Genomic DNA, 26,637 nt, shown 5'->3' with positions numbered 1-26,637 from the left:
AAAAACTTGAGTATATCCTTGTCGATCAGATCGAACCGATCTGATCGGAATATGCTCTAGCCAGCATGCGGTTCAAGGTGTCTCATGGCGTTTGAAGGACGAGTTGTGTGTGGGCCGTACAACCGCCGCCTGTGACGCGTGTGACTCGCCGGCGGTCATTCACGCCCATCGCTTCAGACATATTCGCGGATGAACGCTCCTGCGTGAGCGAGCGCCCGGCGGCCGGCTTCAAGACGCGCATTCCATAGGGGCCACGCATGAATCATGTGCGGCCAGATCTCCAACGTCGCTTGCACATCGGCGGCGCCGATCGCGGCGGCGAAGCGCGTGGCGTCCGCAAGCAATGTTTCGGCCGACCCCACCTGAATCAGCGTCGGCGGAAGGCCTTTCAGATCGGCATAGAGGGGGGAAACCCGCGGGTCCTTCCTGTTTACGGCGGGCGGAAGATAAGCATCAGCCAATTCCACGAGGTATCCCTTGTGGATGATCGGGTCCGTTGCCTCTTTCGTGACGAGCGTCTCGCCCGACATGGTCAAGTCGGTCCATGGCGACACGAGCCAAGCGCAGCCGGGCGTCTCTTCCCCGGCGTCACGCAGCCGATTGATCAGCGCCACGGCGAGGCCTCCCCCCGCACTGTCCCCGCCGATGGCGATACGCCCCGCCGCGACGCCTTGATTTCGCAAGAAGCGCCAGGCCGTCCACGCATCGTCGAGGGCGGCGGGAAAAGGATGCTCCGGCGCCAGCCGGTAGGCCACCGCCAGCGTCCGGGCTTGCGCGGCCCGGCCCGCCTCGGTGACCATGCGGCGATGGCTGAGAATGGAGCCTGAGCAATAGCCGCCGCCATGAAAGAACATCAGGACCCGAGTGGCGTCGCTGCCAGGCGCGATCGACCATTCGCCGGGCACGCCGCCGAGATCGACCGGATCGAGGCTCACATCGTCGGCCGGCGGCCAGATGGAGCCGACTTCGTCGAGGCGCTCGCGCCGCTCGGCCCATCCAACGGGCCGGGGCCTGGAACTCAACAATGAGCGGACCGCAGTGATCTCGCCGCCATTCATATCCTCGGCTCCCCGATCGAAACAGCTTTAGAGGATCTCCCCGAATACTTCAGTCGTCCGCTTTGAGTCAGATGCTGATCGCCGATCTGGCCTCAATGCGCTTCGTCCCAGTTTTGCGCCGCTTTCGCATCCACCTGCAGGGCGACGGAGAGCTGCAAATAGGGATGCGGCGCCTCGACCATGATTTTCCGCACCACCTCGATCGTCGCCTCGATCTCGTCGTCCGGCGCCTCGAACACCAGTTCGTCATGCACCTGCAGCAGCATTTGCGCGGAGAGCTTCGCCCGCTCCAGCGCCGCGTCCATGCGCGCCATGGCGCGGCGGATGATGTCGGCGGCGGACCCTTGAATCGGCGCGTTGATCGCGGCGCGTTCGTTGAAGGCGCGCTCCGACGGATTTGTCGCTGTTATGCGCGGATAATGGCATTTGCGGCCGAAAATCGTCGTCACATAACCGTTTTCGCGCGCAAATTTCTTCGTCGCGTCCATATAGGCCCTGATGCCGGGGAAGCGTTCGAAATAGCGCTTGATATAAGCGCCCGCCTCCTCGCGCGGGATCGCCAGCTGATTGGCGAGGCCGAAGGCGGAGATGCCATAAATAATGCCGAAATTGATCGCCTTGGCGCGCCGGCGCACTTCGGGCGGCATGCCCTCGATCGGCACGCCGAACATTTCGGAGGCGGTCATCGCGTGAATGTCATGGCCTTCGGCGAAGGCGGACTTCAGCTGCGGTATCTCGGCGATATGCGCGAGGAGGCGCAATTCGATCTGGGAATAATCGGCCGAAATGAGCTTATGTCCCGGCGCTGCGATAAAAGCCTTGCGGATTTTTCGTCCCGCTTCGTTGCGCACGGGAATATTTTGCAAATTCGGCTCGGAGGATGAGAGCCGCCCCGTCGTCGTCGCCGCCAGCGCGTAGGAGGTATGCACGCGGCCCGTCGAAGGATTGACGAAGCTCGGCAAAGCGTCGGTGTAGGTTGATTTCAGCTTGGAGAGCTGACGCCAGTCGAGAATGCGGGCGGCAAGCGCATTGCCTTGTTCGGCGAGGTCTTCGAGCACGCCCGCCGCTGTCGACCATGCCCCGGTCGCGGTTTTCCGCGCGCCCGGCAGGCCCATCTTGCCGAACAGAATGTCGCCGAGCTGCTTTGGCGAGCCGAGGTTGAAGCTCTCGCCGGCGAGCTCGAAAATCAGGGCCTCGAGCCGCGCCATATCCTGCGCGAATTCGCCTGAAAGCCTTGAGAGAATGGCGCGGTCGATCGAAATGCCGCGTCTTTCCATGCGCGCCAAAACCTCGATCATCGGACGCTCGAGCGTCTCGTAGACGGCGCTCATGCGCTCGGCCGCGAGGCGCGGTTTCAACACGCGCCACAGCCGCAGCGTCACATCGGCGTCCTCGGCCGAATATTCGCTCGCCCTGTCGATCGCAACCCTTGCAAAGCCGATGAAGGTGCGCCCCGAGCCCGCGACCTCGCCGAACTGGATTGGCTTATGGCCAAAGTATTTTTCGCTGAGCACATCCATGCCGTGATCGGTGCGGCCCGCGTCGAGCACATAGGAGAGCAGCATGGTGTCTTCGACCGGGCCAACGTCGATGCCGCGCTGGAAAAACACCAGCCGGTCGAACTTCATGTTCTGTGCGATTTTCAGAATGTCCGGCGCTTCCAGGAGCGGCTTCAGCCGCGCCAGAACCTCGTCCATCGGCAATTGGCCGGGCACAAGATCGCCGCCGCCAAAAAGATCGCCGGCGCCCTCGCCCTTGTGGCGCAGCGGGATGTAGCAGGCGCGACCCGGCGCGGCGCAAAGGGAGATTCCGACGAGTTCGGCCTGCATCGGATCGAGCGAAGAGGTTTCCGTATCGACCGCGACGACGCCGCCCTCCAGCGCTTCGGCGATGACAGCGTCGAGCCGCTCAAGGCTCATAATGGTTTCATAGCTTTTGACGTCGAATTTTTCCGCAAGCGCGCTGGACGCGCGCGCCGCCGCCAGCTCGCCCGGCCCGGTCGCGATGGCTTTTTGCGGCGCCTGTTCCCCGTAGCGGGCGTTACGCTTCGGCGCCTGTTGCGCGGGGTCGGCCGCCTCGGCGCCGGGCTGGGCTGGAGCGGGGAGGGGCGCGCCGTCGCGGCCGCGCCAGCCGGCGGCGCCGGTGACTGCGGGGTCCGGCTCGATGAGCGCGGCCTCAACGCCATAGGCCTCAGCGGCGCGCTTGGTGATGGTGGTAAATTCCAGCGCCTTGAAGAAGGCGACCAGCGTCTTGCCGTCGGGCGCCGCGAGGCCGAGATCGTCGAGAGGAACCGTGAGTGGCGCGTCGCAAACAAGAGAAACGAGCTGCTTCGACACCTTGATCAGCGCGACGCTGTCGGGATCGGTCAGAATTTCGCGCCGCTTCGGCTGCTTGATCTTATCCGCGGCGGCGAGCAGAGAGTCGAGGTCGCCATATTCATTGATGAGTTGCGCCGCGGTTTTAAGGCCGATGCCGCGCGCGCCCGGCACATTGTCGGTCGAATCGCCGGCGAGCGCCTGAACGTCGATCACTTTTTCAGGCGGCACGCCGAAATAGGCGCAGACTTCCTCGAAGCCGATGCGGCGCTCCTCGCGCGAGCCTTTGGCGCCGGCCTCGCCCGAGGCCGGATCATACATTGCGACACCGGGCCCGATGAGCTGCATCAGATCCTTGTCGGCGGAAATGATGAGAACATCCGCGCCGCGCTCCTTCGCCTGCCGGGCATAGGTCGCGATGAGATCGTCAGCCTCGAAACGGTCCTGTTCAATCGGCGGCAGTCCGAAGGCGCGCACCGCGGCGCGCATCAGCGGGAACTGGGGGATGAGATCTTCGGGCGGCTCGGAGCGGTTGCCTTTATAGGGCGGATAAATCTCCTTGCGGAAGGAGTTCTCCGACTTATCGAAAATGATCGCAAGATGAGTCGGCTTGATGCCCGCCGCGCCATCCCGCACGAACTGAAACAATTTCGTGCAGAACAGGCGAAGGGCGCCCGTAGGCAATCCATCGGAGCGGTAATTATATTTCGCATCCTGGCGAATCGACTGGAAATAGGCGCGGAAAACGAAGGATGATCCATCAACCAGGAAAACATGATCTCCGGCCTGGACGGGTCTTTGCATGGGCGACATGGGTTGCGACATCTGGGAACGAGATAAAATACAGCATAAGCGGGCGCACCGGACGGCGCTACCTCGCAGAAGGCCCGCCTCGCAATGGGCCGCGTTCAGCCCGGGATTTGGTCAAAAGGCGGCGACGCTTCTTGTGCAACCAAACAAGGCCTCGATCGTTATGGCTCCGCCGCACGATTGCCTTTCGTACGCGCAAGACGTGGTTTAAGCGAGTGACGCCCGCAGTGTAACTAAACCCTTATGAAGTATATTTCCAGGCTTGGTTGCACGTGCCCTGGCCTGGTTCTTGTCTATGAGAGCGGACTATCGTAATCGCAAGCAAGCAAGAGCGTTCGCTCGGCCACCCCTCCTCAGGCTTCACGCCTCGTCGCGGCTCGAGCCCCTCCTGCGGCGCAAGCCCGGCTCGCGGCGCGTATCAGGGGAGCGGGGCAAGTCTCATTAGCGGCGATGATCCGCCGGCTCAAGGTTGTTGGTGAAGTTGGTCAAGCGCATGGATTTCGAGGCTGTCTTCAATTGCCTTCCCACGCCGACGATGGTCATGGACGCGAATTTCAATATCGTCGCCATGAATCAGGCCTATCTCGACGTCACGGGCCGGGACAGGGAGGGCCTCCTTGGCCTGAATGTCTTTACAGCCTTTCCCGCCGGAGGAGAAAGCCGCCGGCAGCTGCAGGAATCCTTTGAGCGCGTCCGCAATCAGGGGGTCGCCGACGCGCTCCCCGTACTTAATTATCCAATTTCGGGGGAAAATGGCCTGGAGCAGCGATCCTGGAGCTGCACCCATGTGCCTCTGTTTGGAGCGGACGGCAAAGTCGCTTTCCTTGTGCAGAATACACAGGACATCACGGAACTTCCGCAGAAGGCGCAAGCGAGGCAGGGCGTTCCCCCGGCAAGCGAAAACTTTGCAGGGTCGCCCCATCGGCGCCTGCAAATGGTTCAGGTGCTGAACCAAACCCTTCTCGCCACCGCCCACCAGCTGGACCGCCTGTTCATGCAGGCCAGCAATTTCATGTGCGTTCTGCGCGGGCCGGACCATGTTTATGAGATGGCCAACGTCGCCTTCCGGGAACTGGTCGGCGGCCGCGATATTCTCGGCAAGACCGCCCGCGAGGCGGTGCCGGAGGGAGCGAGTCAGGGCTATATCGACATCTTGGACAGGGTGTTCGCCACCGGCGAAGCTTTCGCCAACCGCAAGATGCGCGTCGTTCTGCAGAACGATAAGGGCAAGCTTCAGGAATATTTTCTCGACTTGATGTGTCAGGCGATTATCAGCGGGACGGGAGAGATCACCGGGCTGTTCGTCGAGGGCTCCGACGTCACTGAGAATGTGCGGTCCGAACAGCGTCAGTCGCTTTTGATCCGGGAGCTGCATCATCGCGTCAGAAATACGCTCGCCACCGTGCAGGGCGTGATGAACACGACTGCGAAGAGCTCCGTGACGATCGAAGAATTTCAGGCGGCTTTCGCGGGGCGCATCGGTTCGCTGGCGAAGACCCATGCCGTCATGACGGAAGAATTCGATCAGTCCGTCTCTTTCGAACATCTGCTCAATCAGGAGCTTGGCTGCTACGCGGAGGATCTTGGGGATCGCATCCGGCTACGCGGGCCGGCGGTCGATCTGCCGTCCCAGATCGCCGTTCCGCTCGGCATGGCGGTTCACGAACTGACCACCAACGCCGCCAAATATGGAGCTCTTGCCTCCGAGAATGGCCGTATCGCGGTCGATTGGAGTCTGGCCGACGGCGCCGCCGGCGCGGCGTTGCGCTGGGAATGGAGCGAGACCGATGGTCCGATCGTCAAGCCGCCGCGCCGGGAGGGGTTCGGCTCGATGCTGTTGAAACGCGTGCTGTCGCAACAGATCGGCGCTGAGGTCAATGTTGCTTTCGAGCCCGAGGGATTCCGGCTTCGAATGCTCGTTCCCCTGCGGTCGGAGCGCTAGCTTTTTTCCGCTCAAGCTTCTTCGAAGCTGGGCGACGGGGCCATGAAACAGCCGCCGCCCTCGGTCTCACGCTCGACCTGGACTTGAACCCGGACCTGGACGGGCGGCGAAAACACGCGGAGCATGATCGCCCTCGTGCGCGCTCGTCATGCTCCGGCGATTTTGCTCTTTCAGGCGTCGCGCCAAAGGATAAGGGGATCGACTGCGCGTCCAGTCGATCCTGCTGGTTCGGCCTGCCGCGTCCTACTGGGGCTGGGCCTGCGGCTGGGCCTCGTGATCCTCGTCGTGATCCTCGTTATCTTCGTGGTCGGCATGCGCGGCGAACGGGCCAAACGCGTGCGGCCTCACGCCACGCATGAGGAAGGGCAGCCGGCGCCGTTGATCATCGGTCAGGCTTTGATAGAGCGGAGCGGCGGCGTCCGCCAGCGCTTTCAAAGTCTCGCCCTTGGCGATGTCAAATTCGCTGAGCTTGCGCAGCCAGGCGATGGCGTCCGCGGGACGAGGTTCGTCATGGGCCTTCTCGAACCGGTCGGCGGCGTTCTTTGCGCCGGCGCGCAATGCGGCTTCGACCGGCGGCCACAGCTTTTCCTGTTCTGGGGTCAGCTGCAGGCCGGCATGGAGCGCGGCGATATGGGCGTCAAAGAAAGCGGCGCGATCGGCGGGCGAAAAGCGCGCATGCGGCGGTCCTCCGCGCATACCCATGCCCATGCCCATGCCGCCGCCCACTCCCATGCCGCCGCCCATTCCCATGCCGCCGCCCATTCCCATCCCATTGCCCATTCCGGGATGAGAAGGCGGGCCTCCTGGCGGCGACTCTTGCGCGCGGACGTTCCACGCGGCGAGAGACAGACCTGAGCCGAGCAGCGCTATCATCAAAAGAGGCAGGCGCGTTTTCATTGTTTTCTCCAGTGGCTGCACAGAAATGCATTAGAGAACACTGACCGGGCGTTTCAAATGAAGCTTTCGTCATTGCGAAACGTCCATTGGCGGAAGGGATCCCGCTGTCAGCGGCGCCATCCTGCCACGACCATGTCGACGAATTATTGACGTTTGCGGCGTTTCGCCCGGCGTTCAACCGGATGTTACTCCGGGCACCATATATCGGATCAAGATGGCGCGCTTGATTTAACTCAAATTCAACGGCGTCCTGCCAAACTCTACCCTAAATTTCTCGACCTGCGCATTGGGAGCGGATCACCACTATGGTCCAGCCGAAGAAAACGACGTCCGCGGCTTTCGGCGACATTCTGGCCGGGCTCGACGGCCCTCAACGGGGTCCGGCGGCTCGCGTCTCCTCGGCTCCTTCGTCGGCGTCGGGCGCCAGCATGGACGTGTCCTGGATAAAGTCCGCACAGGCGCGCGCAAGGGCCGCCCAAATGGCGCAGCAGGCCGCGGAGTTAGAGAAGGAGCCCGAAAGGGCGTCTGTGAAGGAGCGCGAAAAGGGTCTTGATCCAGCTCATCGGCTGCGGCGCAATCTCGGCGGCCTTTCATGGGGCTGGCGCGGCGGATTCGGCCCGCATTCTAGCTCCTATGGCCCGGATTCAGCGGGGGAAGAAGCCAGCGCCAGCTCGCCTGACGCCGCCGATGCGACGGGCGCGAGCGAGGTCGCCGAAGCCACGACGGACGCCGCCATCAGCCAGCACCCCGTGCATGCGTTGCGGCGGCTGCTGAGCCAGATCCCGTGGGTCTGGTGGCGCGCCGAGCGCGCCCGCGCGACGTCGCCGGGTGCGACAGGCGCGGAAGCCCCGCCGCGGATCGAGCTGGCGCCGCCAAAAAGCGAAGACGAAGCGATCGCGGAGGAACTCGGGCTTGGCGCCGATCTCGCAATTGCCGATCTGCGACGCATCAGGCGCGAATTCGCCAAGAAGAATCACCCGGATCGATTTGAGCCGGCCTTGAGGGTTGGAGCCGCCCGCCGCATGACGATCGCCAATATGTTGATCGACGCCCATTTGAAGCAGAAGCCGCATTGAATTAGCTGGCTCCGGGCGGCAAAGGGAAAAAGGCTCGCGCAGAGGAAAGGGCGAGACCTCGGAACGAAAGCCTTTTCAAGCGGGGCGAGGCCCGCATAAGATCGCGTCGGGCTTGCCGCGGACAGAAAGCCTTACGATCCGCAGGAGAGAGTCGTGACGCAAAATCCGACGCGCGCCAAAGCGCCGATGAGGCGCGCCCGATGAATGCGGCGGGAGAGCGGCCGCTCTCGATTGATCTCAATTGTGACTGCGGCGAGGGATTCGGCGCCTACGCCATGGGCGATGACGCCGCCATGCTCGATATTGTCACGAGCGCGAGCGTCGCCTGCGGCTTCCACGCCGGCGATCCGGACATTATGGCGGCGACGTTCAGGGCGGCCAAAGCCAAAGGCGTCGCCATCGGCGCACATCCGGGCTACCCCGATATTTCGGGATTTGGCCGCAGGCCCCAATCGTTCGGCCTCGATCAGATCGAGAGGCTGATCGCCTATCAGCTCGGCGCCGCGCAAGGCGTTGCGAGCTATGCGGGCCACAACCTTTCTTATGTGAAGATCCACGGCGCGTTGAGCAATCTCGCAATGACCGACCGCGACGTCGCCCGAGCGATCGTCCGCGCCATCAAATCCGTCGATCCGCGCCTTTCTTTTCTCGCCGTCGCCGGCACGCAGCTGGAGGCCGCGGGCCTCGCCGAAGGGCTTGCCGTCGCGCGTGAAATCTACGCCGATCGCGCCTATACGGACGCGGGGCTTCTGGCGCCGCGATCCTCGCCCGGCGCGGTGCTGCATGACGCTGAGGAAATCGCCGAGCGCGTTCTTTCCATGGTCCTCGAGGGCGCGATCATCGCACAATCGGGTAAACGCATCGCGGTCGGCATCGACTCCATCTGCGTTCACGGCGATCATCGGGACGCCGTCGCGACCGCGAAAACCGTCCGCCGGCGCCTCGAGGCGTCGGGCTTTGTCCTTGCGCCTTTTGCAGCCACGTAAGAAAGCCCATGTTGAAAGAAACGCCGGCCGCCACCGCGCCGCGCTATCTCGTCGCCGGCGAATCCGCGCTCGTCGTGGAATTTGGACAGTGTATCGACGCGTCCATCCACGAATGCGTGCTGGCGCTCGACGAGGCGATCGCGGCTGCGCAACTCGGCGGCGTCCTGGAGACAGTGCCGACCTACCGCTCGCTGATGATCCATTTCGATCCGAAGCGCACGTCGACGAGGGCGCTGGCGGAAGCCATCGCCCGCCTCGACGCCGTGAGCGCGCCTCGAAAGCGCAAAAGGCGTTGGCGTGTGCCGGTCTGCTATGATCCGCCCTTCGCGGAAGATCTCGGCGAGGTCAGCCAGATCCTCGCCCTGACCGCCGACGAGATCATCGCCCTACACTCCAGCGCGCTCTACCGCGTCTATATGTATGGCTTCGCGCCGGGCTTCACCTTCCTCGGCGGCCTGCCGGACGCGCTGGCGATCTCGCGCCGCGCCGCGCCAAGGCCGCCGGCGCCGCCGGGATCATTGCTCATCGCCGGAGGGCAGGCGCTGGTCGCCAGCATCGCCATGCCGACCGGCTGGTATCAGATCGGCCGGACTCCGCTAAAAATCTTTGATCCGCGCCGCGAGCCGATGTTCCTCATTGATGTCGGCGATGACATCCGTTTCGAGCGTATCGACGTAATGCGCTTCGCCGAGCTGAGCCTTGCAGCGGACGATGGATCGCCCATCGCTCATTGCGACGAAGATGAAGAAGACCCGCAAGTCGCGACGGATCGCTGACATGGCCGGGCGGCTGCGCATTCTGTCGGCCGGCCCCGGCGTGACGATCCAGGATGCCGGACGGCGCGGCTATCTGCGCTTTGGCGTCACGCCCGCGGGTCCGATGGACTGGAGCGCCTTTGAAACGGTCCTTCTTGCGCTCGGCAACGAAGATAGAGCGGCGGCGATCGAGATTTCCGTCGGCGGCCTTAGCGTGGCGGTCGAGGAGGGCGCGTTCCTGGTCGCCTTCGCAGGGGGCGCCTTCAACTGGCGCCGCGACGGCAAGCCGCTGCCCCCCGCGGCGCGGATTGTCCTGAAGCCTGGCGAGATCCTTTCGGCGCAGGCCGGAAGCGAGGGGGCCTGGGCTTACCTTGGCGTCGCGGGCGGCTTCGATACTCCGGTTGAATTGGGCAGCCGTGCGACCCATGTGCGCTCTGGCGTCGGCGGTCTCGAAGGCCGGATGCTGCGCCGGGGCGATGTTCTGCCGATTGGGGCTGCCGCTGCGCCTTCGCCGGCCGAAGAAGCCGAGATTGATGCGCCCTGGCTCAACAGGTCGAAAGGGCGCTTTCGCGTTCTGGCCGGGCCGCAGGACGATTATTTCTCGAGCGAGGCGCTGGCTGCTTTCTTCAGGGAGAAATTCACCCTGACGCCTGCCGCCGACCGCATGGCCTATCGCTTCCACGGCGCGCCGGTCTCCCATGCGCGCGGCTACAATATCGTCTCGGATGGGGTTGCTCTCGGCGCCATTCAGATCGCCGGGGACGAGGCGCCGTTGATCCTGATGGCCGACCGGCAGCCGACGGGCGGTTATCCGAAGCTCGGGCATGTCATTCGAGCGGATATCGGCCGCCTCGCCCAGATGCGTCCGGGCGAAAGCTGCGGGTTCAGCATCGCGAGCCTCGATGAGGCGCTGGCGGCCCTGAGCGCGATCGAGCAGGAGATCGCAACGACCATCGCGCGCCTGCGGCCGCTGCGGAGGGAGTTGACGACAGCCCTGTTGCTGGACTCCAATCTGATCGACGGCGTTGTCGACGCCCTGGACGGGCAGGGGTGACGGGCCAGACGAGTTCAACGCCGGCGCCGTTGTGGGCGCGGGTCGGAACATGTCGCGCTTGAAGGGGACCGCTTCACTCGCGGCTAAGACAACGCCTTATGGCGATTTGCACAGAAAATGACGGGGAAGGCGACATTTTGTTGAAGTCGATGACGCCTGCGTCAAACCGGCGGCTTGACGTCTTAAAAGGTAGACCCTATCCCTATAGACGGGACACCCCTCCCCAACGAGGGGCGCCCATCTGTAAGGATGGCAAAAATGATAGCGTCGACTCCCGCCGTGAAACCGGTGAGGCCTTATTTTTCGTGCGGTCCTGCGTCCAAGCGTCCGGGATGGAAGCTTGAAAACCTTGAGAACGCCCCGTCGGGCCGTTCGCACCGCTCCTCCATTGGCAAATCCAAGCTGAAGCTTGCAATCGATCTCACCCGCGAGATCTTGCAGGTTCCGGCCGATTATCGCATCGGCATCATGCCGGGCTCCGACACCGGCGCCGTTGAGGCCGCCTTGTGGTCGCTTCTGGGACAGCGCGGCGTCGACGTCGTCGCCTGGGAAGCTTTTAGCGAACATTGGGTCATCGACATCGTCGAGCATCTGCGGCTGGAAAACGTCCGCGCGATGGTCGCCGATTATGGCGAGATCGTTGATCTTTCAAGCCTCAACTTCGATCATGACGTCGTTTTCGCCTGGAACGGCACGACGTCGGGCGTTTGCGTGCAGAACGGCGATTTCATTCCCGCCGACCGCAAGGGCCTCACCATTTGCGACGCGACATCCGCCGCTTTCGGCCAGAAGCTCGACTGGGACAAGCTCGATGTCGTCACTTATTCCTGGCAGAAAGTGCTTGGCGGCGAGGCGGCTCATGGCATGCTGATCCTGAGCCCGCGCGCGGTTGAAAGGCTCGAGACCTATACGCCGCCGTGGCCCGTGCCAAAGCTGTTCCGTCTCGCCGAGAAGGGCCGGCTGATCGAAGCCATTTTCGAGGGCGAGACGATCAACACCCCGTCGATGCTCTGCGTCGAGGATTATCTCGATGCGCTGAACTGGGCGAAATCCATCGGCGGCCTCGATGCGCTGATCGCGCGCGTCAACGCCAACGCGAAGGCGATGGCTGATTGGGTTGAAAGAACGCCCTGGGTCGCCTTTCTCGCCGCTGATCCTGCGATCCGCTCGACAACCGCCGCCTGCCTCAAAATCGTCGATCCGGCGGTTGTCGCCGGCGGACCCGAGGCGGAGGCGGCGTTCTCCAGGGAGCTCGTGAGCTTCCTCGAAGCGCAGGACATCGCTTATGACATCAACTCTTACCGCGACGCGCCTCCCGGCCTGCGAATCTGGTGTGGCGCGACAGTCGACACAACCGATCTGATCGCGCTGACGCAATGGCTCGACTATGCCTACGCCAAGGCGAAGCGCGAGTTTTTCGCGAAAGCGGCCTGAACCTCGCGATCATCCGATTGCATTCGGCTCAAGGGGCGTTCTCTCTTCGCGGGAGGACGCCCATTATTTTTGCTTCGGCGCCCAACGCAGGAAACGCCGCCCTTGCGCCGCGGCGGCGCTCGCTTCATAGAGGGCCGCCTTCACAAGCCTGCCGCCCAATCGCGCAACCCTTGCTGCCTGGCTTGAAAATGGCTTGGGAGTAGGGCCATTTGATAAATGCCGCCTGATTGAGGCGCATTCGGAGAAGTTCTTTTGCCTGCGCGCGTCCTGATTTCGGATTCCCTTTCGCCCGCCGCCGTCGCCATCTTCAAAGCGCGCGGCGTCGAGGTCGCGTTTGAGCCGGAGCTAGGCCGGGACAAGCACGCGCTCGCCGAGGCGATCGGCGACTTCGATGGCCTCGCGATTCGATCGACGACGAAAGTGACGTCGAAGCTGCTCGAACGCGCGACGCGCCTCAAGGTCATCGGCCGCGCCGGCATCAGCATCGACAATATTGACCTCGCGGCGGCGACCGCCAAGGGCGTCATCGTGATGAATACGCCGTTTGGCAATTCGATCACGACGGCTGAACATGCGATCGCGCTGATGTTCGCGGTGGCGCGTCATATCCCCGCCGCCGACGCCTCGACGCGCGCCGGACGATGGGAGCAGAACAAGTTTCTCGGGGTCGAAATCACCGGCAAGGTGTTGGGCCTTATCGGCTGCGGCAATGTCGGATCGATCGTCGCCGACCGCGCGATCGGGCTACGCATGCGCGTCATCGCCTTCGACCCTTTCCTGTCGCCGGAACGCGCTTTCGATCTTGGCGTGGAGAAGGTTGAGCTTGACGACCTCCTGACGCGCGCCGATTTCGTCTCCCTGCACACCCCGGTGACGCCGCACACGAAGAACATTCTCTCGGCCGAAAATCTTGCCCGGACCAAGCCTGGCGTGATGATCATCAACAGCTGCCGCGCGGCCCTGCTCGATGAGAATGCGCTGCTCGCCCTCCTCGAGTCGGGTCATGTCGCCGGCGCGGCGCTCGACGTTCTCGAAAAGGAGCCGGCGCCGCTTCTTGGCCACCCGAATGTGGTGTGCACGCCGCATCTTGGCGCCTCGACCAAGGAGGCGCAGGAGAATGTCGCGCTGCAGATCGCCGAGCAAATGTCCGATTATCTGATGCGGGACGCTATTTCGAACGCGGTTAATTTCCCCTCGATCACGGCGGAGGAAGCGCCGAAGCTGAAACCCTTCATTGCCCTCGCCGACCGCCTCGGCTCCTTCGCCGGGCAGCTGATCGACAGCAATATCAAGAAAGTGTCGATCACCTACGAGGGCGAAGTCGGCGAGCTCAAGATCAAGGCGCTGACGGCTTCGATGATCGCCGCGCTGCTGCGCCCGCTGCTCGCCGACGTCAATGTCGTTTCCGCGCCGACGGTGGCGAAGGAGCTCGGCGTCGTGATCGATGAAGTGACAAGGGCGGCCGAGGCCGATTTCGAATCGGTCGTGACGCTTTGCGTCGAAGCTGCAGGCCGCGAGCGCTGCGTGTCCGGCACCGTCTTTAACGATGGCAAGCCGCGAATCATTTCGATCAATGAAATCAAGGTCGACGCCGCGGTCGGGCCGTCGATGATCTATGTCACCAATGAAGATAAGCCGGGGTTCATCGGCCGCTTCGCCAGCATACTTGGCAATGCCGCGATCAATATAGGGACCTTTGCGCTTGGCCGGGACCGCGAGGGCGGATCGTCGCTCGCCCTCGTCGAAGTGGACGGGCTGGTGCCGGATAAGGTGCTCGCCGAGGTCAAGCAACTGCCTGGCGTCAAAGAGGTCAAGGCGCTGCGGTTTTAAGAACGTGAGGGTTTCCGCGCCCGGTCATCCCGCTTAGAATATGATGCCGAAAGTTGCAGACTTATCGGGCCGGCGTCATGCGGTAAAACAAAGGCTTAAGGGGCGGAATGCGGCTCCGCCTGAACGCCTCGCGCTTAAGCGCCGTCCCGCGCGACGCGCTGTGGCGGGAAAACATCGCCCAGTCGCGATTTCGCGCCGGCCGCGTTGGGCCAATTGAATTGGCTGCTCCGCTGTGCGCCATAAACTGCATGGTCTTGTCGTCGAAAACGCGGCTTTTGCTCGGCTGCTCCGTTGGGCTTCTCGTCAGCCCGCTTGGCGCGCAACCGGCGCGCGCCGATGATTCGGCGCCTGCGCTCGACAAGAGCGCCTACAGCCTGTTCAACCCGACGCCGACGGACGCCATGCGGGCCTTCGAGCCCGAGCGCCCGGCCAAAATCCTCAATCCCTTTACCGTCGACGCAGGCCATTTCCAGATCGAAAGCGATTTTCTCTCCTACACCCACGCGAATGTCGCGGGCGCGGGCACGACGCAGTTCGAGACCGCTGATCCGACGATCAAGCTCGGCCTCACGAGCTCCATTGATTTGGAACTCGATTTCTACGGCTATCTGACGTCCGCGACGCATAGCAACCAGACCGGCGGCCTTATCGCCAACGGCCATGGTTTCGGCGACACAATCATCAAGACCAAGATCAATCTTGTCGGCAATGACGGCGGAGACTTTGCGATGGCGCTCGTGCCTTTCGTCAAAGCCCCCTCCGCCGCGCCGGGTCTTGGCAATGGCGTGGTCGAAGGCGGTGTGGCGCTCCCGATGCAGATCAACCTGCCGAGCGACTTCGTTCTCGCTTTGCAGACTGAGTATGACATCTTGAAAAACGCCAATGACAGCCAGCGCTACGCAAATCTCGTCAATATCGCCAATCTCAGCCATAGCCTGTCTTTCATCAGCAAGGATCTGAGCGCCTCCATCGAATTCTTCTCAGCAGTCGGCACGGATCCCTTTACGCCCGCCGTGTACACGCTGGATCTTGGTCTCGCCTATTTGATCCAGCCGAACGTGCAAGTCGACGCGGGAGCCAATTTCGGCCTGACCAAGGCATCGCCGAGCCTCAATCTTTATACGGGTGTCACGACGCGTTTTTGAGTCGGCGCTGAAGGTTAGAGGACGCCTGGCGGCGCGCCGATCTTCAAAATCTTGCTCGTGAGCGGCGCGTCTCACAAGCAAAAGAGCCTTGAAGTGGCTTGGCGCCGATCAAATCTGGTGAAAACTTAAGCAACTGTGGTCATTTGCAATGCAACGTGTCGAGCGAAAGGCCTAACTGTGGCGCTGATGTATCGCTTGACCGAGAAACGATTTCAGGATGCGATCATTCATTGAATGCTTTGCCATGATGTGCGCTTCTTAACCTTAGTCAGAGGCTTGGACTAAAGGGGAGCCGCATCCATGTCACGCCGGACGAACACTCTATCAACTCTTTGCGTGGGAGCCCTTTTGGCGGCTTCCGCGCAATTCGCCTACGCCGCCGATGTAGCGCCGGCTAAACCGCCGGCAGGATGGTGGGACACCTTTACCGTCGGCGCGGTCATCGAGGCCGGCATAACCGTCAACCCTGATTCTCCGTCGAACGGCCTGAACTTCGGCTCTCTTTACACCGACAAAGCCAATTCCCTGCTGCTCAATCAGTTTCTTTTGACGGCGGCGCGGCCGATTGATCCGACGTCGAAAGACTATGATTTCGGCTTCAAGTTCCAGGGCATGTATGGCTCGGACGCTCGCTACACTCACTTCCTGGGCGAACTCGACTACGCGATCAACAGCCGCTACCAGCTCGACGTCGTCGAAGCCAATCTTCAGGCGCATTTGCCCTGGCTGACCTCGGTATTTGCAGGTGGCATTGACGCGAAAGTCGGCCAGTTCATTTCGCTCCAGGGCGAAGAAACCATCGACCCCACCAACAACTTCTTCTATTCGCATTCCTATATCTACAACTTCGGCATCGCAGCCAAGCTGACCGGCGCCGCGTTCGTCGCGCATGTCATTCCCGAGCTCGACATTTACGCCGGCTTCAATACGGGCAATAACACAGGCTTCGGATGGCCCGGCGACAACAACGCCGGCGTTGGCTTCGAGGGCGGCATCGGCCTCAACCTGCTCGGCGGCAACCTGACTGCTCTGGCGACCACAAACATCGCCCCTCAGAATCCGGCGACGCCTCTCGGCGACGCGGCCTGCGCCTGCTACCCGAGCAACACCTTGCGCTATCTCAATGACCTCGTCGTCACCTGGAAAGCGACAGATAAACTCACCTTCGTGTTCGAAGGCAACTACGCCCATGATGACACGAACATACCAGCTGGCGGCGCCAGCGCTTATGGGGCTGCCGGATACGCCTCCTATGCCATCACCGACTGGCTGAAGCTCAACGGCCGCGCCGAGGTCTGGCGCGACAACAATAACTTTTTTGTTTCGTCGCTTGGAGCTCCCGGCAACTTCAATTTCGTCAACAGCGAGCACGGCTTCTTGAACTTCGGCGGATACCCGCCCGCGGGCGCCTTCGCTCCGGCGCCGACGACTTATCTGGAGCTGACGGCTGGCCTCAATATCAGCGCGCCGCCGATCCCGAACCTGTTTAACGTCCCGAGCGCCGCCTGGATCAAGAGCGTCATGGTGCGGCCTGAAATCCGCTACGACTCGTCCTTGAATGGCACGACGCCCTTCAATGTCGCGACGAAATCCTCCCAGTGGACCTTCGGCGGCGACATCCTCGTCAAGTTCTGAGCTGTCGGCCGGTCGCCGGCCGCGCTTCCGGAAGATCCTATAGGGCGCTCCCGCGGATATGCGGTGGCGCCCTTCTTATTGAGACAGCCGGCGCAGAATTGGCTGCGAGAGACCCCTCGTGGAGACTTGGCGGCCGTTCTCAGGGCGAAAATTAATGCAAAGCCTCAGCTCTTGGCCCATGCTGCGCCGGGGCCGGCCGCGCCTCGACGCCTTCCCGCGAACTGGCGCACGCTTTTTTTGTGCGGCGGCACGGCCAATAGGGGCCCTGAGTGTGGCAGCTATGCATCTCTGGGGACGCAAATTATTTTCCTGACGCGATAAGCCATTGAATGAATCTCGCTCCTGTGCCCTTTTTGTGTTCACGCAAAGCTTGGACCGAGGGGAGCCACATTGATGTCAGGCCGGACGAATACGCTACTATCCCTTTTCGCCGGAATTCTTCTTTCGGCTTCAGCGCCAATCGCCTATGCCGCCGATCTGGCGGCGACGCCGGCGCCAGCGCCCGCGACTCCTCCGATTGACCTCGCGTTCGGAATGAAGCTCGCGAATGATTACGTGTTCCGTGGCATCGATCAATCGAACGGCCATTTTGCGGCTCAAGGGTATGTAGAGGCCCGGATTCTGGATTTCGCCTATCTCGGCGCTTGGACGTCAAACGTCAGTTTCCCCACCGCGTATGGACTCACCAATCCTGCGGCCGAAGTCGATTTGTATGGCGGCCTGCGTCATACCTGGGGCGCCCTGACGCTGGACGTGGGCGCGCTCTATTATGAATATCCGAATCAGTCGTACCCGTTGCCCGGCCAGGTTTCGATCAATTATTACGAAGTTTATTTTAAGCCGACCTACGTCATCAATGACACATTTACCGTTGGCGGCAATCTCTTCGTCACGAACAATTACGTCAACACGGGAGCGGGTGGGACCTATCTCAGCGGTACGCTGAAGGCAAACCTCCCGCCACTATTGCCCTACAAGGATATCGCGACCTACATTTCCGGCGAAGTCGGAGAAGAGTTCCTCGGAACAGCCCGGACGGGACTCGATTTACCGTCTTACACCACTTGGAATGTCGGCATCGGCGCGACGTGGAATGTGATGACGCTCGACTTGCGCTACTCGGGCAGCTCGCTGAGCCGCGGGGAGTGCACGATTGTCAGCGGCGTGCCGAACTGGTGCGGCAATCGCTTCATCGCCAGTCTTGCGATCGACACCACGCTGCTTACGCTCGGCAAATAGGCTGATGGATCAGAGCCTCCGGTCATCGGCCTGAGCTCCTGAAGACAAAGGCCTTGATCGAGTCGAGGCGCGCATCCAAACCCATGATGCCGCGGCTGACGCTGCGGCATTTTTGTTTCGCCGGTAAGAATCGCGCCAGCTTCCTGCTGCGTCCGGGACGGCAAAGGGCCGCCACAAGTTGTGGCGGCCCTTAACTTATCAACGAGGCAATGCTTTAAGCCTGCCTCAGGCGGCGACGGCGGCCGGCTGCGCCTCGATGACTTCGGCGTCGACATGGGACGCGAATTTCTCGAAATTGGCGCGGAACATATCGACCAGTTTCATCGCCTGAGCGGCGAACTCTTCTCTCGAGGCCCAGGTCTCGACCGGATTAAGTATTGACGATTCGATCCCGGCGACGGCGAGAGGCGTCGCCAGGCCAAAATAGGTGTCCCTGCGATAAGCCGCCTTCGCCAGCGAGCCGTCGAGCGCCGCGGCGAGAAGGCCGCGCGTGACCTTGATCGGCATGCGGCGGCCGACGCCATATTTACCGCCCGTCCAGCCCGTATTGACGAGCCAGCAATTCACATCGTGCCTCGCGATGAGATCGCGCAGCAGATTGCCGTAGACGCTCGGATGACGCGACATGAAGGGCGCGCCAAAGCAGGTCGAGAAGGTCGCCTGCGGTTCGCTCACGCCCTTTTCCGTTCCGGCGACCTTGGCGGTATAGCCCGACAGGAAATGATACATCGCCTGCGCCGATTCGAGTTTTGCGATCGGCGGCAGAACGCCGAAGGCGTCGCAGGTCAGCATGACGATGTTGGTTGGATGGCCGGCGCGCCCCGTCGCCGACGCATTGGCGATGAAATGGAGCGGATAGGCGATCCGCGTGTTTTCGGTCTTCGACGCATCGTCGAAGTCGGGCGCGCGCGTCTGCGGATGAAGGACGACGTTTTCCATGATCGCGCCGAAACGTTCGGTCGTGGCGAAGATTTCGGGCTCCGCCTCGCGGGACAGCTTGATCGCCTTGGCGTAGCAGCCGCCCTCGAAATTGAAGATCCCCTCGGGGCTCCAGCCATGCTCGTCGTCGCCGACGAGCGTGCGCGCGGCGTCGGCCGAAAGCGTGGTCTTGCCGGTGCCGGACAGGCCGAAGAACAAGGTCGAGGCCCCGTCCCGGCTTACATTGGCGGAGCAATGCATCGGCATGACCTCTTTGGCCGGCAGCACGAAGTTCAAATAGCTGAACACCGATTTCTTGATTTCGCCGGCATAGCTGGTGCCGCCGATCAGCACGATTTTGCGGCTGAAATCGATCGCGACGACCGTTTGCGAGCGGCATCCGTGCCGCGCCGGATCAGCCTCGAAGGAGGGAAGATCGAGGATCGTCAGGTCAGCGACGAAGGACTGGATCTCCTCCCTTGATGGCCGGATCAGAAGGTTACGGATGAACAGTGAATGCCACGCATATTCGGTGATCACGCGGACATTGACCCGGTTGGCGGGCTCTGCGCCGCCGAAAAGATCCTGCGCGAAGAGATCGCGGCCAGCCGCATGCGCGAGCATATCCGCGTAAAGAACGTCGAAATGGGCTGGCGTGATGGCGCTGCTGTTGTCCCACCAGATCGTCTCTTCGGTCAGCGCGTCCCGGACGATAAATTTGTCTTTTGGCGAACGGCCGGTGTGAACGCCCGTTTCGGCGACGAGCGGGCCGTCCCTTGCGACCTTCGCCTCGCCGCGGCGAATGGATTCCTCATAAAGCTGTGGCGCCTCGAGGTTATAGGAAATGCTCTTCAAATCTTTGAGGCCGAACTTTTCGACTCCGAATGAAGGGTTAAAGAAACCGGCTTGGTTAGTCATTGTCTCTCCGCCAATTGGTCGGTGGCTCCGGGGCAAAGACGAAGAACAATCTCCGCAGCTCCCGGTGCATGAGCGAGTTGTCGAGGCAGACTAGACCAGTCTGCCCGTGAGTAACATCATACGTTTAGGCTATGACCCGGCCACTATCAAAACGCCGTTTAGGGGCCCGCTCCTCAGCGCGGCCCTGGAAAGCCATGGTACAGGCCGGACGAGGACGTGTGAAGCAATCCGCGCGCCATCCCGGTGAGCTATTATAATTACAGATCGCGCGAGCGGCTTCTGCGTTTCAATGCCGGGGGTTCGTCAGAACCGCAAGCCCATTGCTGCTGCCGGTTCCACGATTTCGCCTTTGACTCCCCTCAAAGAAACGCGAGCACGGCCTCCAGCGTCGCCTCGGGGTTTTCCTCGGGCAAGAAATGGCCCCCCTGGAGCGGCTGGCCCTGCACGTTCCCGGCCCATTGGCGCCAGATATCAAGGGTCGAGCTGTCGCCGCCGCCCAGTCCGCGCCCGCCCCAGAGAACCAGGAGCGGCGCCGTGATTTTTTTGCCGGCGGCTTCGTCGGCTTCGTCGTCGTTGCGGTCGATCGTCGCGCCGGCGCGATAATCCTCGCAGGTCGCATGAATGCGCGAGGGCTCGTTCAGCGCGGCGCGATAATGGGCGAGGGCGCGGGGATCGAAGGCGGACAGATCCTTGGCGGCGGTCCAGTTCGCGAGCGTGTAATCGACGTAAAAATTCGCGGCGGCGCCGATCAGCGTCTCCGGCAAGGGCTCCGGCTGCGCCAGAAACATCCAGTGATAGGCTTTCAACGCTTCCGCCGCATTGAGGCTCCGCCAGCGCGAGGCGGTTGGAATGATGTCGATGAGGGCGAGTTTTTCGAGGCGCTCCGGGTGATCGAGCGCGAGCCTATAGCCGACGCGCGCGCCGCGATCATGCCCAAGGAGGCTGAAGCGGATATGGCCGAGTTTTTCCATCACCGCTATGGCGTCCTGCGCCATCAGGCGCTTGGTATAAAGGGCGCCCTTTTCGCTGCGGGGCGCGCCGGACCAGCCGTAACCGCGCATGTCCATCAAAACGACCGAAAAGCGCTCGGCGAGCTTTGGCGCGATCCTGTGCCATTCGACATGGGTTTGCGGATAGCCATGCAGCAGCAGCAGCGGAGGGCCTTCGCCGTGCGCGCGCACGAAAAACCGCCCGGCCTCCGTAGCGACCCAATGCGTAGAAAAGCCGGGAAAAAGATCGGCGAGATCTGTCATAAGAGCGCTCCTTGCCTCTGCGCCGGGTCGGCGGCCGCGACGCCTGCGGCCCCGCCGCACTTGACATCAGAACCGCCGGACTCCTAAACGTGTTGCATCTCAGGCCGAGCGCTGCATGTCCGTCAAGCCAAAGCTAAATGTCCTTCTTTGCGCGCCGCGCGGTTTTTGCGCTGGCGTCGTCCGCGCGATCGACGCTGTCGAAGAGGCGCTTCGCATTTATGGCGCCCCGGTCTATGTGCGCCATGAGATCGTGCACAATAAATATGTCGTTGAGACGCTGAAAGCCAAAGGCGCCATCTTCGTCGAAGAACTCGACGAAGTGCCCGACACCTCGCAGCCGGTGATTTTTTCCGCCCATGGCGTTCCAAAATCGATTCCGGTCGAGGCTTCCTCGCGCAACATATTCGCCATCGACGCGACCTGTCCTCTGGTGACAAAGGTGCATCGCGAAGCCGAACTGCACCACAGGCAGGGCCGCCAGGTGCTCCTCGTCGGCCATGCGGGGCACCCGGAGGTCGTTGGCACCCTCGGCCAATTGCCGGGCGGCTCGATCGTTCTGGTGCAGACCGTCGAAGACATCGCGACGTTGCAGGTCGCGGATGAAAATAATCTCGCTTATGTGACGCAGACGACGCTGTCGGTCGACGACACGCGCAACATGGTCGACGCCTTGACGCGGCGGTTTCCAAATATCGTCGGGCCGCATCGCGAGGATATTTGCTATGCGACCACCAATCGCCAGGAGGCGGTGAAGCGCATCGCCCCGATCGTCGATGCGCTGATCGTCGTCGGTTCTTCGAACTCCTCAAACTCGCAGCGACTGAAGGAGGTCGCCGAGCGCTCGGGCTGCAAGCTGGCGCGTCTCGTGCTGCGGGCCGACGACGTGGAATGGGAATTATTTTCCAATATTTCTTCGCTTGGCATCACGGCGGGGGCCTCCGCGCCGGAAATCCTCGTCGAAGAAATCATGGACGCCTTCGCGCAGCGGTTTGATTTGCATGTCGAGGAGATCTCGACCGCGAATGAGGGCGTATTCTTCCCGCTGCCGCGTGAGCTGCGCCGCGCCACGGTCTAAAACATAACGCCGAAAAGGCGCACACTTTTCGGACCCACATCATGCGTCAAAACTAAGGTTCGAGCTTGATGCGTTTTCGTTTGAACGCATTCTGCTCAAACGCATGGTGATTCCGGTTGGAATCCATCAAGTCGCCCGCACATCGCAGTGACAACGCTCGCAAAACATCCCTCCGCAATTCTCATCGCCGGACCGACCGCCAGCGGCAAGTCGGCGCTGGCGCTACGGCTGGCGCGCGCCATGGGCGGCGTTCTCATCAACGCCGATTCAATGCAGGTCTACCGCGATCTGCGAGTTTTGACGGCGCGTCCCAGCATCGAGGAAGAGGCTCAAGCGCCGCATCGCCTGTTCGGCGAGATCGACGCAGCGGTCAATTATTCGGTCGCTCTCTGGCTCGAGGCCGCGCGCGAGGCGCTGGGCGAAGCGCAGACCGAAGGGCGCCTGCCGATTTTCGTCGGCGGCACAGGGCTTTATTTCAAAGCGCTGACGCAAGGCCTATCCGCCATTCCTCCTGTGCCGGAAGAGATTAGGGCTCGTGTGCGAGCTGAGGGCGCCGCCGCCACTCCCGCCGAGCTGCACCGGCGGCTTGCCGCCTGCGATCCCGTGATGGCGGCGCGCCTGCGCCCGACCGATCCGCAACGCATTTTGCGCGCGCTCGAAGTTTTTGAGGCGACGGGGCAAAGCCTTGCCGCGTTCCAGGGCCTGCGCTCGCCGCCGCTGATGGACATCACTCAGACCCGCGCCATGTTCCTCGATCCCGGCCGCGACGAGCTCAAGCGGCGGATCGGCGCGCGTTTCGACCTGATGCTTGACGCCGGCGCGCTGGAGGAGGCCGAAATCCTGCGCGGGCGCGATCTCGATTCCGCGCTGCCGCTGATGCGCGCGCATGGGCTTCGCCATCTGATCGCCTGTCTCAACGGCGAAATCACCCTCGGCGAGGCGAGCCTTTTGGCCAAACGCGACACCTGGACCTATGCGCGGCGCCAATTCACCTTCGCACGCCATCAACTACCTGGATTTGAATGCGCGAATGAAGCCGGCGCCGAGGCTTTGGCGCTGGCGTAGCCGTGAACTCAGCGCGGGCCGGCGAGACTTTCCTCATCCATGCCGGCGATGGCTCTGGCGAAATCGCGCGCCTCGAAGGCTGCTATGTCGCCGGGACCTTCGCCGATGCCGATGTAGTGGACCGGCAGCTTGAATTTCTCGGCGATGGCGACGAGGATGCCGCCGCGCGCGGTGCCGTCGAGCTTGGTCATGACGAGGCCGGTGACGCCCGCCACTTTACCGAAAATCTCGACCTGGTTCATGGCGTTCTGGCCGACGGTCGCGTCCAGCACCAAAAGCACGGCATGCGGCGCGGAGGGATCGACCTTTTTCATGACGCGGATGATTTTTTCGAGTTCGGCCATCAGTTCGGCGCGATTTTGCAGGCGCCCGGCGGTATCCATTAAAAGCACGTCCGCCTCGGTCTCGCGCGCCCTGCGGATGGCGTCGAACGCCAGCGCCGAGGCTTCTGACCCCTGCTCGCGGGCGACGACCTCGCAGCCGACCCGCGCGCCCCAGATGCGCAATTGCTCGATCGCCGCGGCCCGAAAAGTGTCTCCCGCGGCGAGCATCACGCGCCGGCCTTCGCCGGTCAATTGCGTCGCCAGCTTGCCGATCGTCGTCGTCTTTCCTGATCCGTTCACCCCGACGACGAGAATCACGTAAGGTTTGACGCCTGCGTCGATCTCGATCGGCCGGGCGTAGGGCGCAAGCACGCGCTCGACCTCCGCCGCCAGAATTTCCTTGACCTCTTCGACCTCGATCGTCTTGTCATATCGGCCTTTGCCGACGATTTCGGCGATGCGCGCGGCGGTGGCGACGCCAAGATCCGCCCGGATCAGCACGTCTTCGAGGTCGTCGAGCATTCCCGCGTCGAGACGTCGCTTGGTGAAGATCGCGACAAGGCCCGTGCCGATCGAATTGGACGAGCGCGCAAGGCTGTGGCGCAACCGCTCCCACCAGCCTTTCGGCGCGGGCTCAGCCGGAGCTGGAACGGGCGTCGCCGCTTCTTTCTGTTGTGGCGGCGGCTCGGCCGCGGCCGCCGGCTCCCCCCGCCGGTCGAACATCCGGCCAAGGAGACCGAGTTTCGGCTTGGCGGCGCCATTGCCCGCGTCATTGTCTTTTGCCATTCAAAGTCCGGTTTTGCCATCGAGGATGGCGCCATCAAAGGCTGGAGCCGCAACGCTCGCTCAGGGGCGGTGGCGGCAGCTCGCCTCACTGCTATATAAGCCCTCTGCGCTCAATTGAAGGCGCTGATCCTGCCCGGCGTGACTTTCAGCATTTGCGCCTTGCCTTCGAGACCGGCAAAAGCGGAAGGATCGGCGCCTGTCAGCCAGACCTGCGCGCCAAGGATCGCCAGCAAATCATAAAGCGCGGCGCGTCGCGTCGGGTCGAAATGCGCGGCGATCTCATCGAGCAGGACCAGCGGCGCCATGCCGCTCATCGCTTTGACGAGACGGGCCTGCGCGAGGATGAGGCCGACGAGCAGGGCCTTCTGCTCGCCGGTCGACGTCTGCGCCGCCTCCGCCTGCTTGACGCCGTGGCGGACGCGCAGATCGCTCGACTGCGGTCCGATCAATGTGCGCCCGGCGCTGGCGTCGCGCCCGCGATTGTCGCGCAGGATGCGGCGATAGATGTCTTCGGCCTCGAGCGCGGGACGGGTTTCGATGAGACTGTCGATTTCGCCCTGAAGCTTCAGTTCCGCGAAGGGAAACCGCGAATCGGCTTCGCCCCGCGCATCGGAAATCAGAGCGGAGAGTTTTGAGACCGTCTCGAAGCGGGCGGCGGCGACGGCGATGGCGAGTTCGGCGACTTCGCGCTCGATCGCGTCGAGCCAGATGCGCTCGCTCGACCCAAGACGGTCTTCGAGCAGGCGATTGCGGCCGCGCAGAGCGCGTTCGAGCGCATTGACCCTTGCGCCGTGATCGGCGTCGATCGAAAGCACGAGACGGTCGAGGAAGCGCCGGCGGTCTCCGGCGGGCCCGGTGAAGAGTCCGTCCATGGCGGGCGTGAGCCAGACGACGCGGACATGATCGCAAAAAGCGCGAATCGACGGCGCCGATTCCCGGTCGATGCGATATCTGCGCGAGGGCGCCGCCGCGCCATTCTGCTCGATCCCGGTGCCGAGCTGGACGCCGCCGAGGGACGTTTGGATCTCGACCGAAACGGCAAAGCCGCCTGCGCCGTCATTGCGGGCGCAATCGCCGAGCTCCGCCCGGCGCAGGCCGCGCCCCGGCGTCAGCAGCGAAAGAGCTTCGAGCACATTGGTCTTGCCCGCGCCATTGTCTCCCGTCAGCACGATCGTCCGCGCGTTCAATGCAAGGTCAAGCGTGGCGTAGGAGCGAAAATCAGAGAGCGTCAGGCGTTTGACGCCAGCCTGCGCCGGATCTTCGCGCTTATGCGTCAAGGTTTCGGTCGGCGGAGCGGCGGCGTGCATGGATTCCCGGGATTTTGCTTGCGTCGCGCCGGCGCGCGGGATTGGCTAGAGAAGTGCGGCGCTTCTTTGCCCCTGAAGCTCGAAGTGCTCAGGGGGATCGGTCAGCGGAGAAAATAATGGTTCGCGAGACGAAATGCAGCAAAGCAGCAACTCGGAGACATTTTCGTTTTCTTCAGCGCGGCAACCTCTTTCAGCAAAAATGCGCCGGATTTGATAGCGAACGCGCCTTCGGCGTCCAAAATCGCGCCGATGAACATGGCCGATGAGCTTCTCTCCTCCCTGCGCCGGAGGACCGACGCGGATCTTGAGCCCCTTGCCGATCTTTGGGTCGCGAGCTGGCGGGAAGCAATGCCGGATATTGATTTTTCCGCGCGAAGGGAATGGTTTTGCGGCCATCTGCCGGCGTTGGAGGCGGCTGGAGCGATGACGATCTGCGGCCGCGACGATGGTGGGCGCCTCCTTGGTTTCGTCACCTTCGATCCCGCCACCGGCTATCTTGACCAGATCGCGGTCGCGAGCGAGGCGAAGGGCTCTGGCGCGGCTGCGGCCCTTTTGCGGGAAGCCCGGCGGATCTCGTCCAAGCCTCTGTTTCTCGACGTCAATCAGGACAATCCAAGGGCGCTCCGCTTCTACGCACGAGAGGGATTTGAGACGGTCGCGACCGGCGTCAACCCGCATTCGGGGCTGAAAATCTGGCGGCTGCGCGCAGCGCCGCCCGGCTAAAATATCTTTTTAGAGCCCCTCGATTCCAAAAATTTTTCGGGAGGCCCTTGAGAAATTTTCTCAATCGCGTCATGAAGGCCGCGCATAACGTCG

21 protein-coding genes are annotated in these 26,637 nt (G+C 62.5%); 13 read left to right on the top strand and 8 right to left on the bottom strand.

Annotation, left to right across the window (positions count from 1 at the left end; all coding sequences use genetic code 11):
• Positions 1–173: 173 nt before the first annotated feature.
• The gene (locus MPC4_RS16995) at positions 174–1,058 is read right to left on the bottom strand and encodes an alpha/beta hydrolase (RefSeq protein ID WP_174513556.1); all 885 of its coding nucleotides are present in this window, start codon (positions 1,056–1,058) and stop codon (positions 174–176) included.
• A gap of 92 nt (positions 1,059–1,150) precedes the next feature.
• Complete coding sequence (gene polA / locus MPC4_RS16990) at positions 1,151–4,186, bottom strand: DNA polymerase I (RefSeq protein ID WP_174513555.1); 3,036 nt, start codon at positions 4,184–4,186, stop codon at positions 1,151–1,153.
• A gap of 472 nt (positions 4,187–4,658) precedes the next feature.
• Between polA and MPC4_RS16985 the strand changes: the two genes are divergently transcribed.
• Positions 4,659–6,125, top strand: coding sequence for a sensor histidine kinase (locus MPC4_RS16985; RefSeq protein ID WP_174513591.1), 1,467 nt, complete (start codon positions 4,659–4,661; stop codon positions 6,123–6,125).
• Between the two features lie 243 nt (positions 6,126–6,368).
• Here the strand turns inward: MPC4_RS16985 and MPC4_RS16980 are convergent, their stop codons facing one another.
• Positions 6,369–7,022, bottom strand: a complete 654-nt coding sequence (locus tag MPC4_RS16980; protein WP_174513554.1) for a Spy/CpxP family protein refolding chaperone — start codon at positions 7,020–7,022, stop codon at positions 6,369–6,371.
• 305 nt (positions 7,023–7,327) lie between these two features.
• Here MPC4_RS16980 and MPC4_RS21380 point away from each other — a divergent pair, with 305 nt between their 5' ends.
• The 9 genes from MPC4_RS21380 to MPC4_RS16935 all read left to right on the top strand — a co-directional run bounded on the left by MPC4_RS21380 (position 7,328) and on the right by MPC4_RS16935 (position 18,176).
• Complete coding sequence (locus MPC4_RS21380) at positions 7,328–8,098, top strand: hypothetical protein (RefSeq protein WP_244629074.1); 771 nt, start codon at positions 7,328–7,330, stop codon at positions 8,096–8,098.
• A gap of 200 nt (positions 8,099–8,298) precedes the next feature.
• Positions 8,299–9,084 (top strand): LamB/YcsF family protein, encoded by a 786-nt coding sequence (locus MPC4_RS16970; RefSeq protein WP_174513553.1) that lies wholly within the window; start codon positions 8,299–8,301, stop codon positions 9,082–9,084.
• Positions 9,085–9,092: 8 nt separating this feature from the next.
• Positions 9,093–9,860 carry a 5-oxoprolinase subunit B family protein gene (locus MPC4_RS16965; protein WP_174513552.1) on the top strand — a complete coding sequence of 256 codons (768 nt, stop codon included), beginning with the start codon at positions 9,093–9,095 and terminating at the stop codon, positions 9,858–9,860.
• Position 9,861: 1 nt separating this feature from the next.
• On the top strand, positions 9,862–10,893 hold the full coding sequence (locus tag MPC4_RS16960; RefSeq protein WP_174513551.1) for a 5-oxoprolinase subunit C family protein: 1,032 nt from the start codon (positions 9,862–9,864) through the stop codon (positions 10,891–10,893).
• 258 nt (positions 10,894–11,151) lie between these two features.
• Positions 11,152–12,327, top strand: a complete 1,176-nt coding sequence (locus MPC4_RS16955) for a phosphoserine transaminase (RefSeq protein ID WP_174513550.1) — start codon at positions 11,152–11,154, stop codon at positions 12,325–12,327.
• A 252-nt stretch (positions 12,328–12,579) separates the two neighbouring features.
• Positions 12,580–14,157 carry a phosphoglycerate dehydrogenase gene (gene serA / locus MPC4_RS16950; protein WP_174513549.1) on the top strand — a complete coding sequence of 526 codons (1,578 nt, stop codon included), beginning with the start codon at positions 12,580–12,582 and terminating at the stop codon, positions 14,155–14,157.
• A 107-nt stretch (positions 14,158–14,264) separates the two neighbouring features.
• Positions 14,265–15,302 carry a transporter gene (locus MPC4_RS16945; RefSeq protein WP_174513548.1) on the top strand — a complete coding sequence of 346 codons (1,038 nt, stop codon included), beginning with the start codon at positions 14,265–14,267 and terminating at the stop codon, positions 15,300–15,302.
• 348 nt (positions 15,303–15,650) lie between these two features.
• Positions 15,651–16,937, top strand: coding sequence for an outer membrane beta-barrel protein (locus MPC4_RS16940; protein WP_174513547.1), 1,287 nt, complete (start codon positions 15,651–15,653; stop codon positions 16,935–16,937).
• A gap of 393 nt (positions 16,938–17,330) precedes the next feature.
• A complete protein-coding gene (locus tag MPC4_RS16935) occupies positions 17,331–18,176 on the top strand; it encodes a TorF family putative porin (RefSeq protein ID WP_174513546.1) in 846 nt (281 codons plus the stop codon).
• Between the two features lie 225 nt (positions 18,177–18,401).
• On the opposite strand, the gene MPC4_RS16930 is transcribed toward MPC4_RS16935, so the two are convergent.
• Together MPC4_RS16930 and MPC4_RS16925 are read right to left on the bottom strand one after the other, a co-directional pair.
• On the bottom strand, positions 18,402–20,012 hold the full coding sequence (locus MPC4_RS16930) for a phosphoenolpyruvate carboxykinase (protein WP_174513545.1): 1,611 nt from the start codon (positions 20,010–20,012) through the stop codon (positions 18,402–18,404).
• Positions 20,013–20,371: 359 nt separating this feature from the next.
• Positions 20,372–21,265 carry an alpha/beta fold hydrolase gene (locus MPC4_RS16925; protein WP_174513544.1) on the bottom strand — a complete coding sequence of 298 codons (894 nt, stop codon included), beginning with the start codon at positions 21,263–21,265 and terminating at the stop codon, positions 20,372–20,374.
• 115 nt (positions 21,266–21,380) lie between these two features.
• Here MPC4_RS16925 and ispH point away from each other — a divergent pair, with 115 nt between their 5' ends.
• Positions 21,381–22,340: a 4-hydroxy-3-methylbut-2-enyl diphosphate reductase gene (gene ispH / locus MPC4_RS16920; RefSeq protein ID WP_134489187.1), complete on the top strand. Its 960-nt coding sequence runs from the start codon at positions 21,381–21,383 to the stop codon at positions 22,338–22,340.
• 147 nt (positions 22,341–22,487) lie between these two features.
• Positions 22,488–23,405, top strand: a complete 918-nt coding sequence (gene miaA, locus MPC4_RS16915) for a tRNA (adenosine(37)-N6)-dimethylallyltransferase MiaA (RefSeq protein WP_174513543.1) — start codon at positions 22,488–22,490, stop codon at positions 23,403–23,405.
• 8 nt (positions 23,406–23,413) lie between these two features.
• Here the strand turns inward: miaA and ftsY are convergent, their stop codons facing one another.
• The 3 genes from ftsY to MPC4_RS16900 form a co-directional block, all read right to left on the bottom strand.
• Positions 23,414–24,514: a signal recognition particle-docking protein FtsY gene (gene ftsY, locus MPC4_RS16910; RefSeq protein ID WP_174513542.1), complete on the bottom strand. Its 1,101-nt coding sequence runs from the start codon at positions 24,512–24,514 to the stop codon at positions 23,414–23,416.
• A gap of 110 nt (positions 24,515–24,624) precedes the next feature.
• The gene (recF, locus tag MPC4_RS16905) at positions 24,625–25,821 is read right to left on the bottom strand and encodes a DNA replication/repair protein RecF (protein WP_174513541.1); all 1,197 of its coding nucleotides are present in this window, start codon (positions 25,819–25,821) and stop codon (positions 24,625–24,627) included.
• Positions 25,822–25,922: 101 nt separating this feature from the next.
• Positions 25,923–26,078, bottom strand: a complete 156-nt coding sequence (locus MPC4_RS16900; protein ID WP_174513540.1) for a hypothetical protein — start codon at positions 26,076–26,078, stop codon at positions 25,923–25,925.
• On the opposite strand from MPC4_RS16900, the gene MPC4_RS16895 reads away from it, so the two are divergent.
• Complete coding sequence (locus MPC4_RS16895) at positions 26,077–26,544, top strand: GNAT family N-acetyltransferase (RefSeq protein ID WP_244629073.1); 468 nt, start codon at positions 26,077–26,079, stop codon at positions 26,542–26,544. The two genes, MPC4_RS16900 and MPC4_RS16895, sit on opposite strands and share 2 nt — an antisense overlap.
• The last annotated feature ends 93 nt before the right edge of the window (positions 26,545–26,637 follow it).

It is taken from the genome of Methylocella tundrae (assembly GCF_901905185.1).
Classification (GTDB): domain Bacteria; phylum Pseudomonadota; class Alphaproteobacteria; order Rhizobiales; family Beijerinckiaceae; genus Methylocapsa; species Methylocapsa tundrae.
Note: the sequence above shows the minus strand (reverse complement) of the source record. Positions and strands in the feature narration are given on the sequence as shown.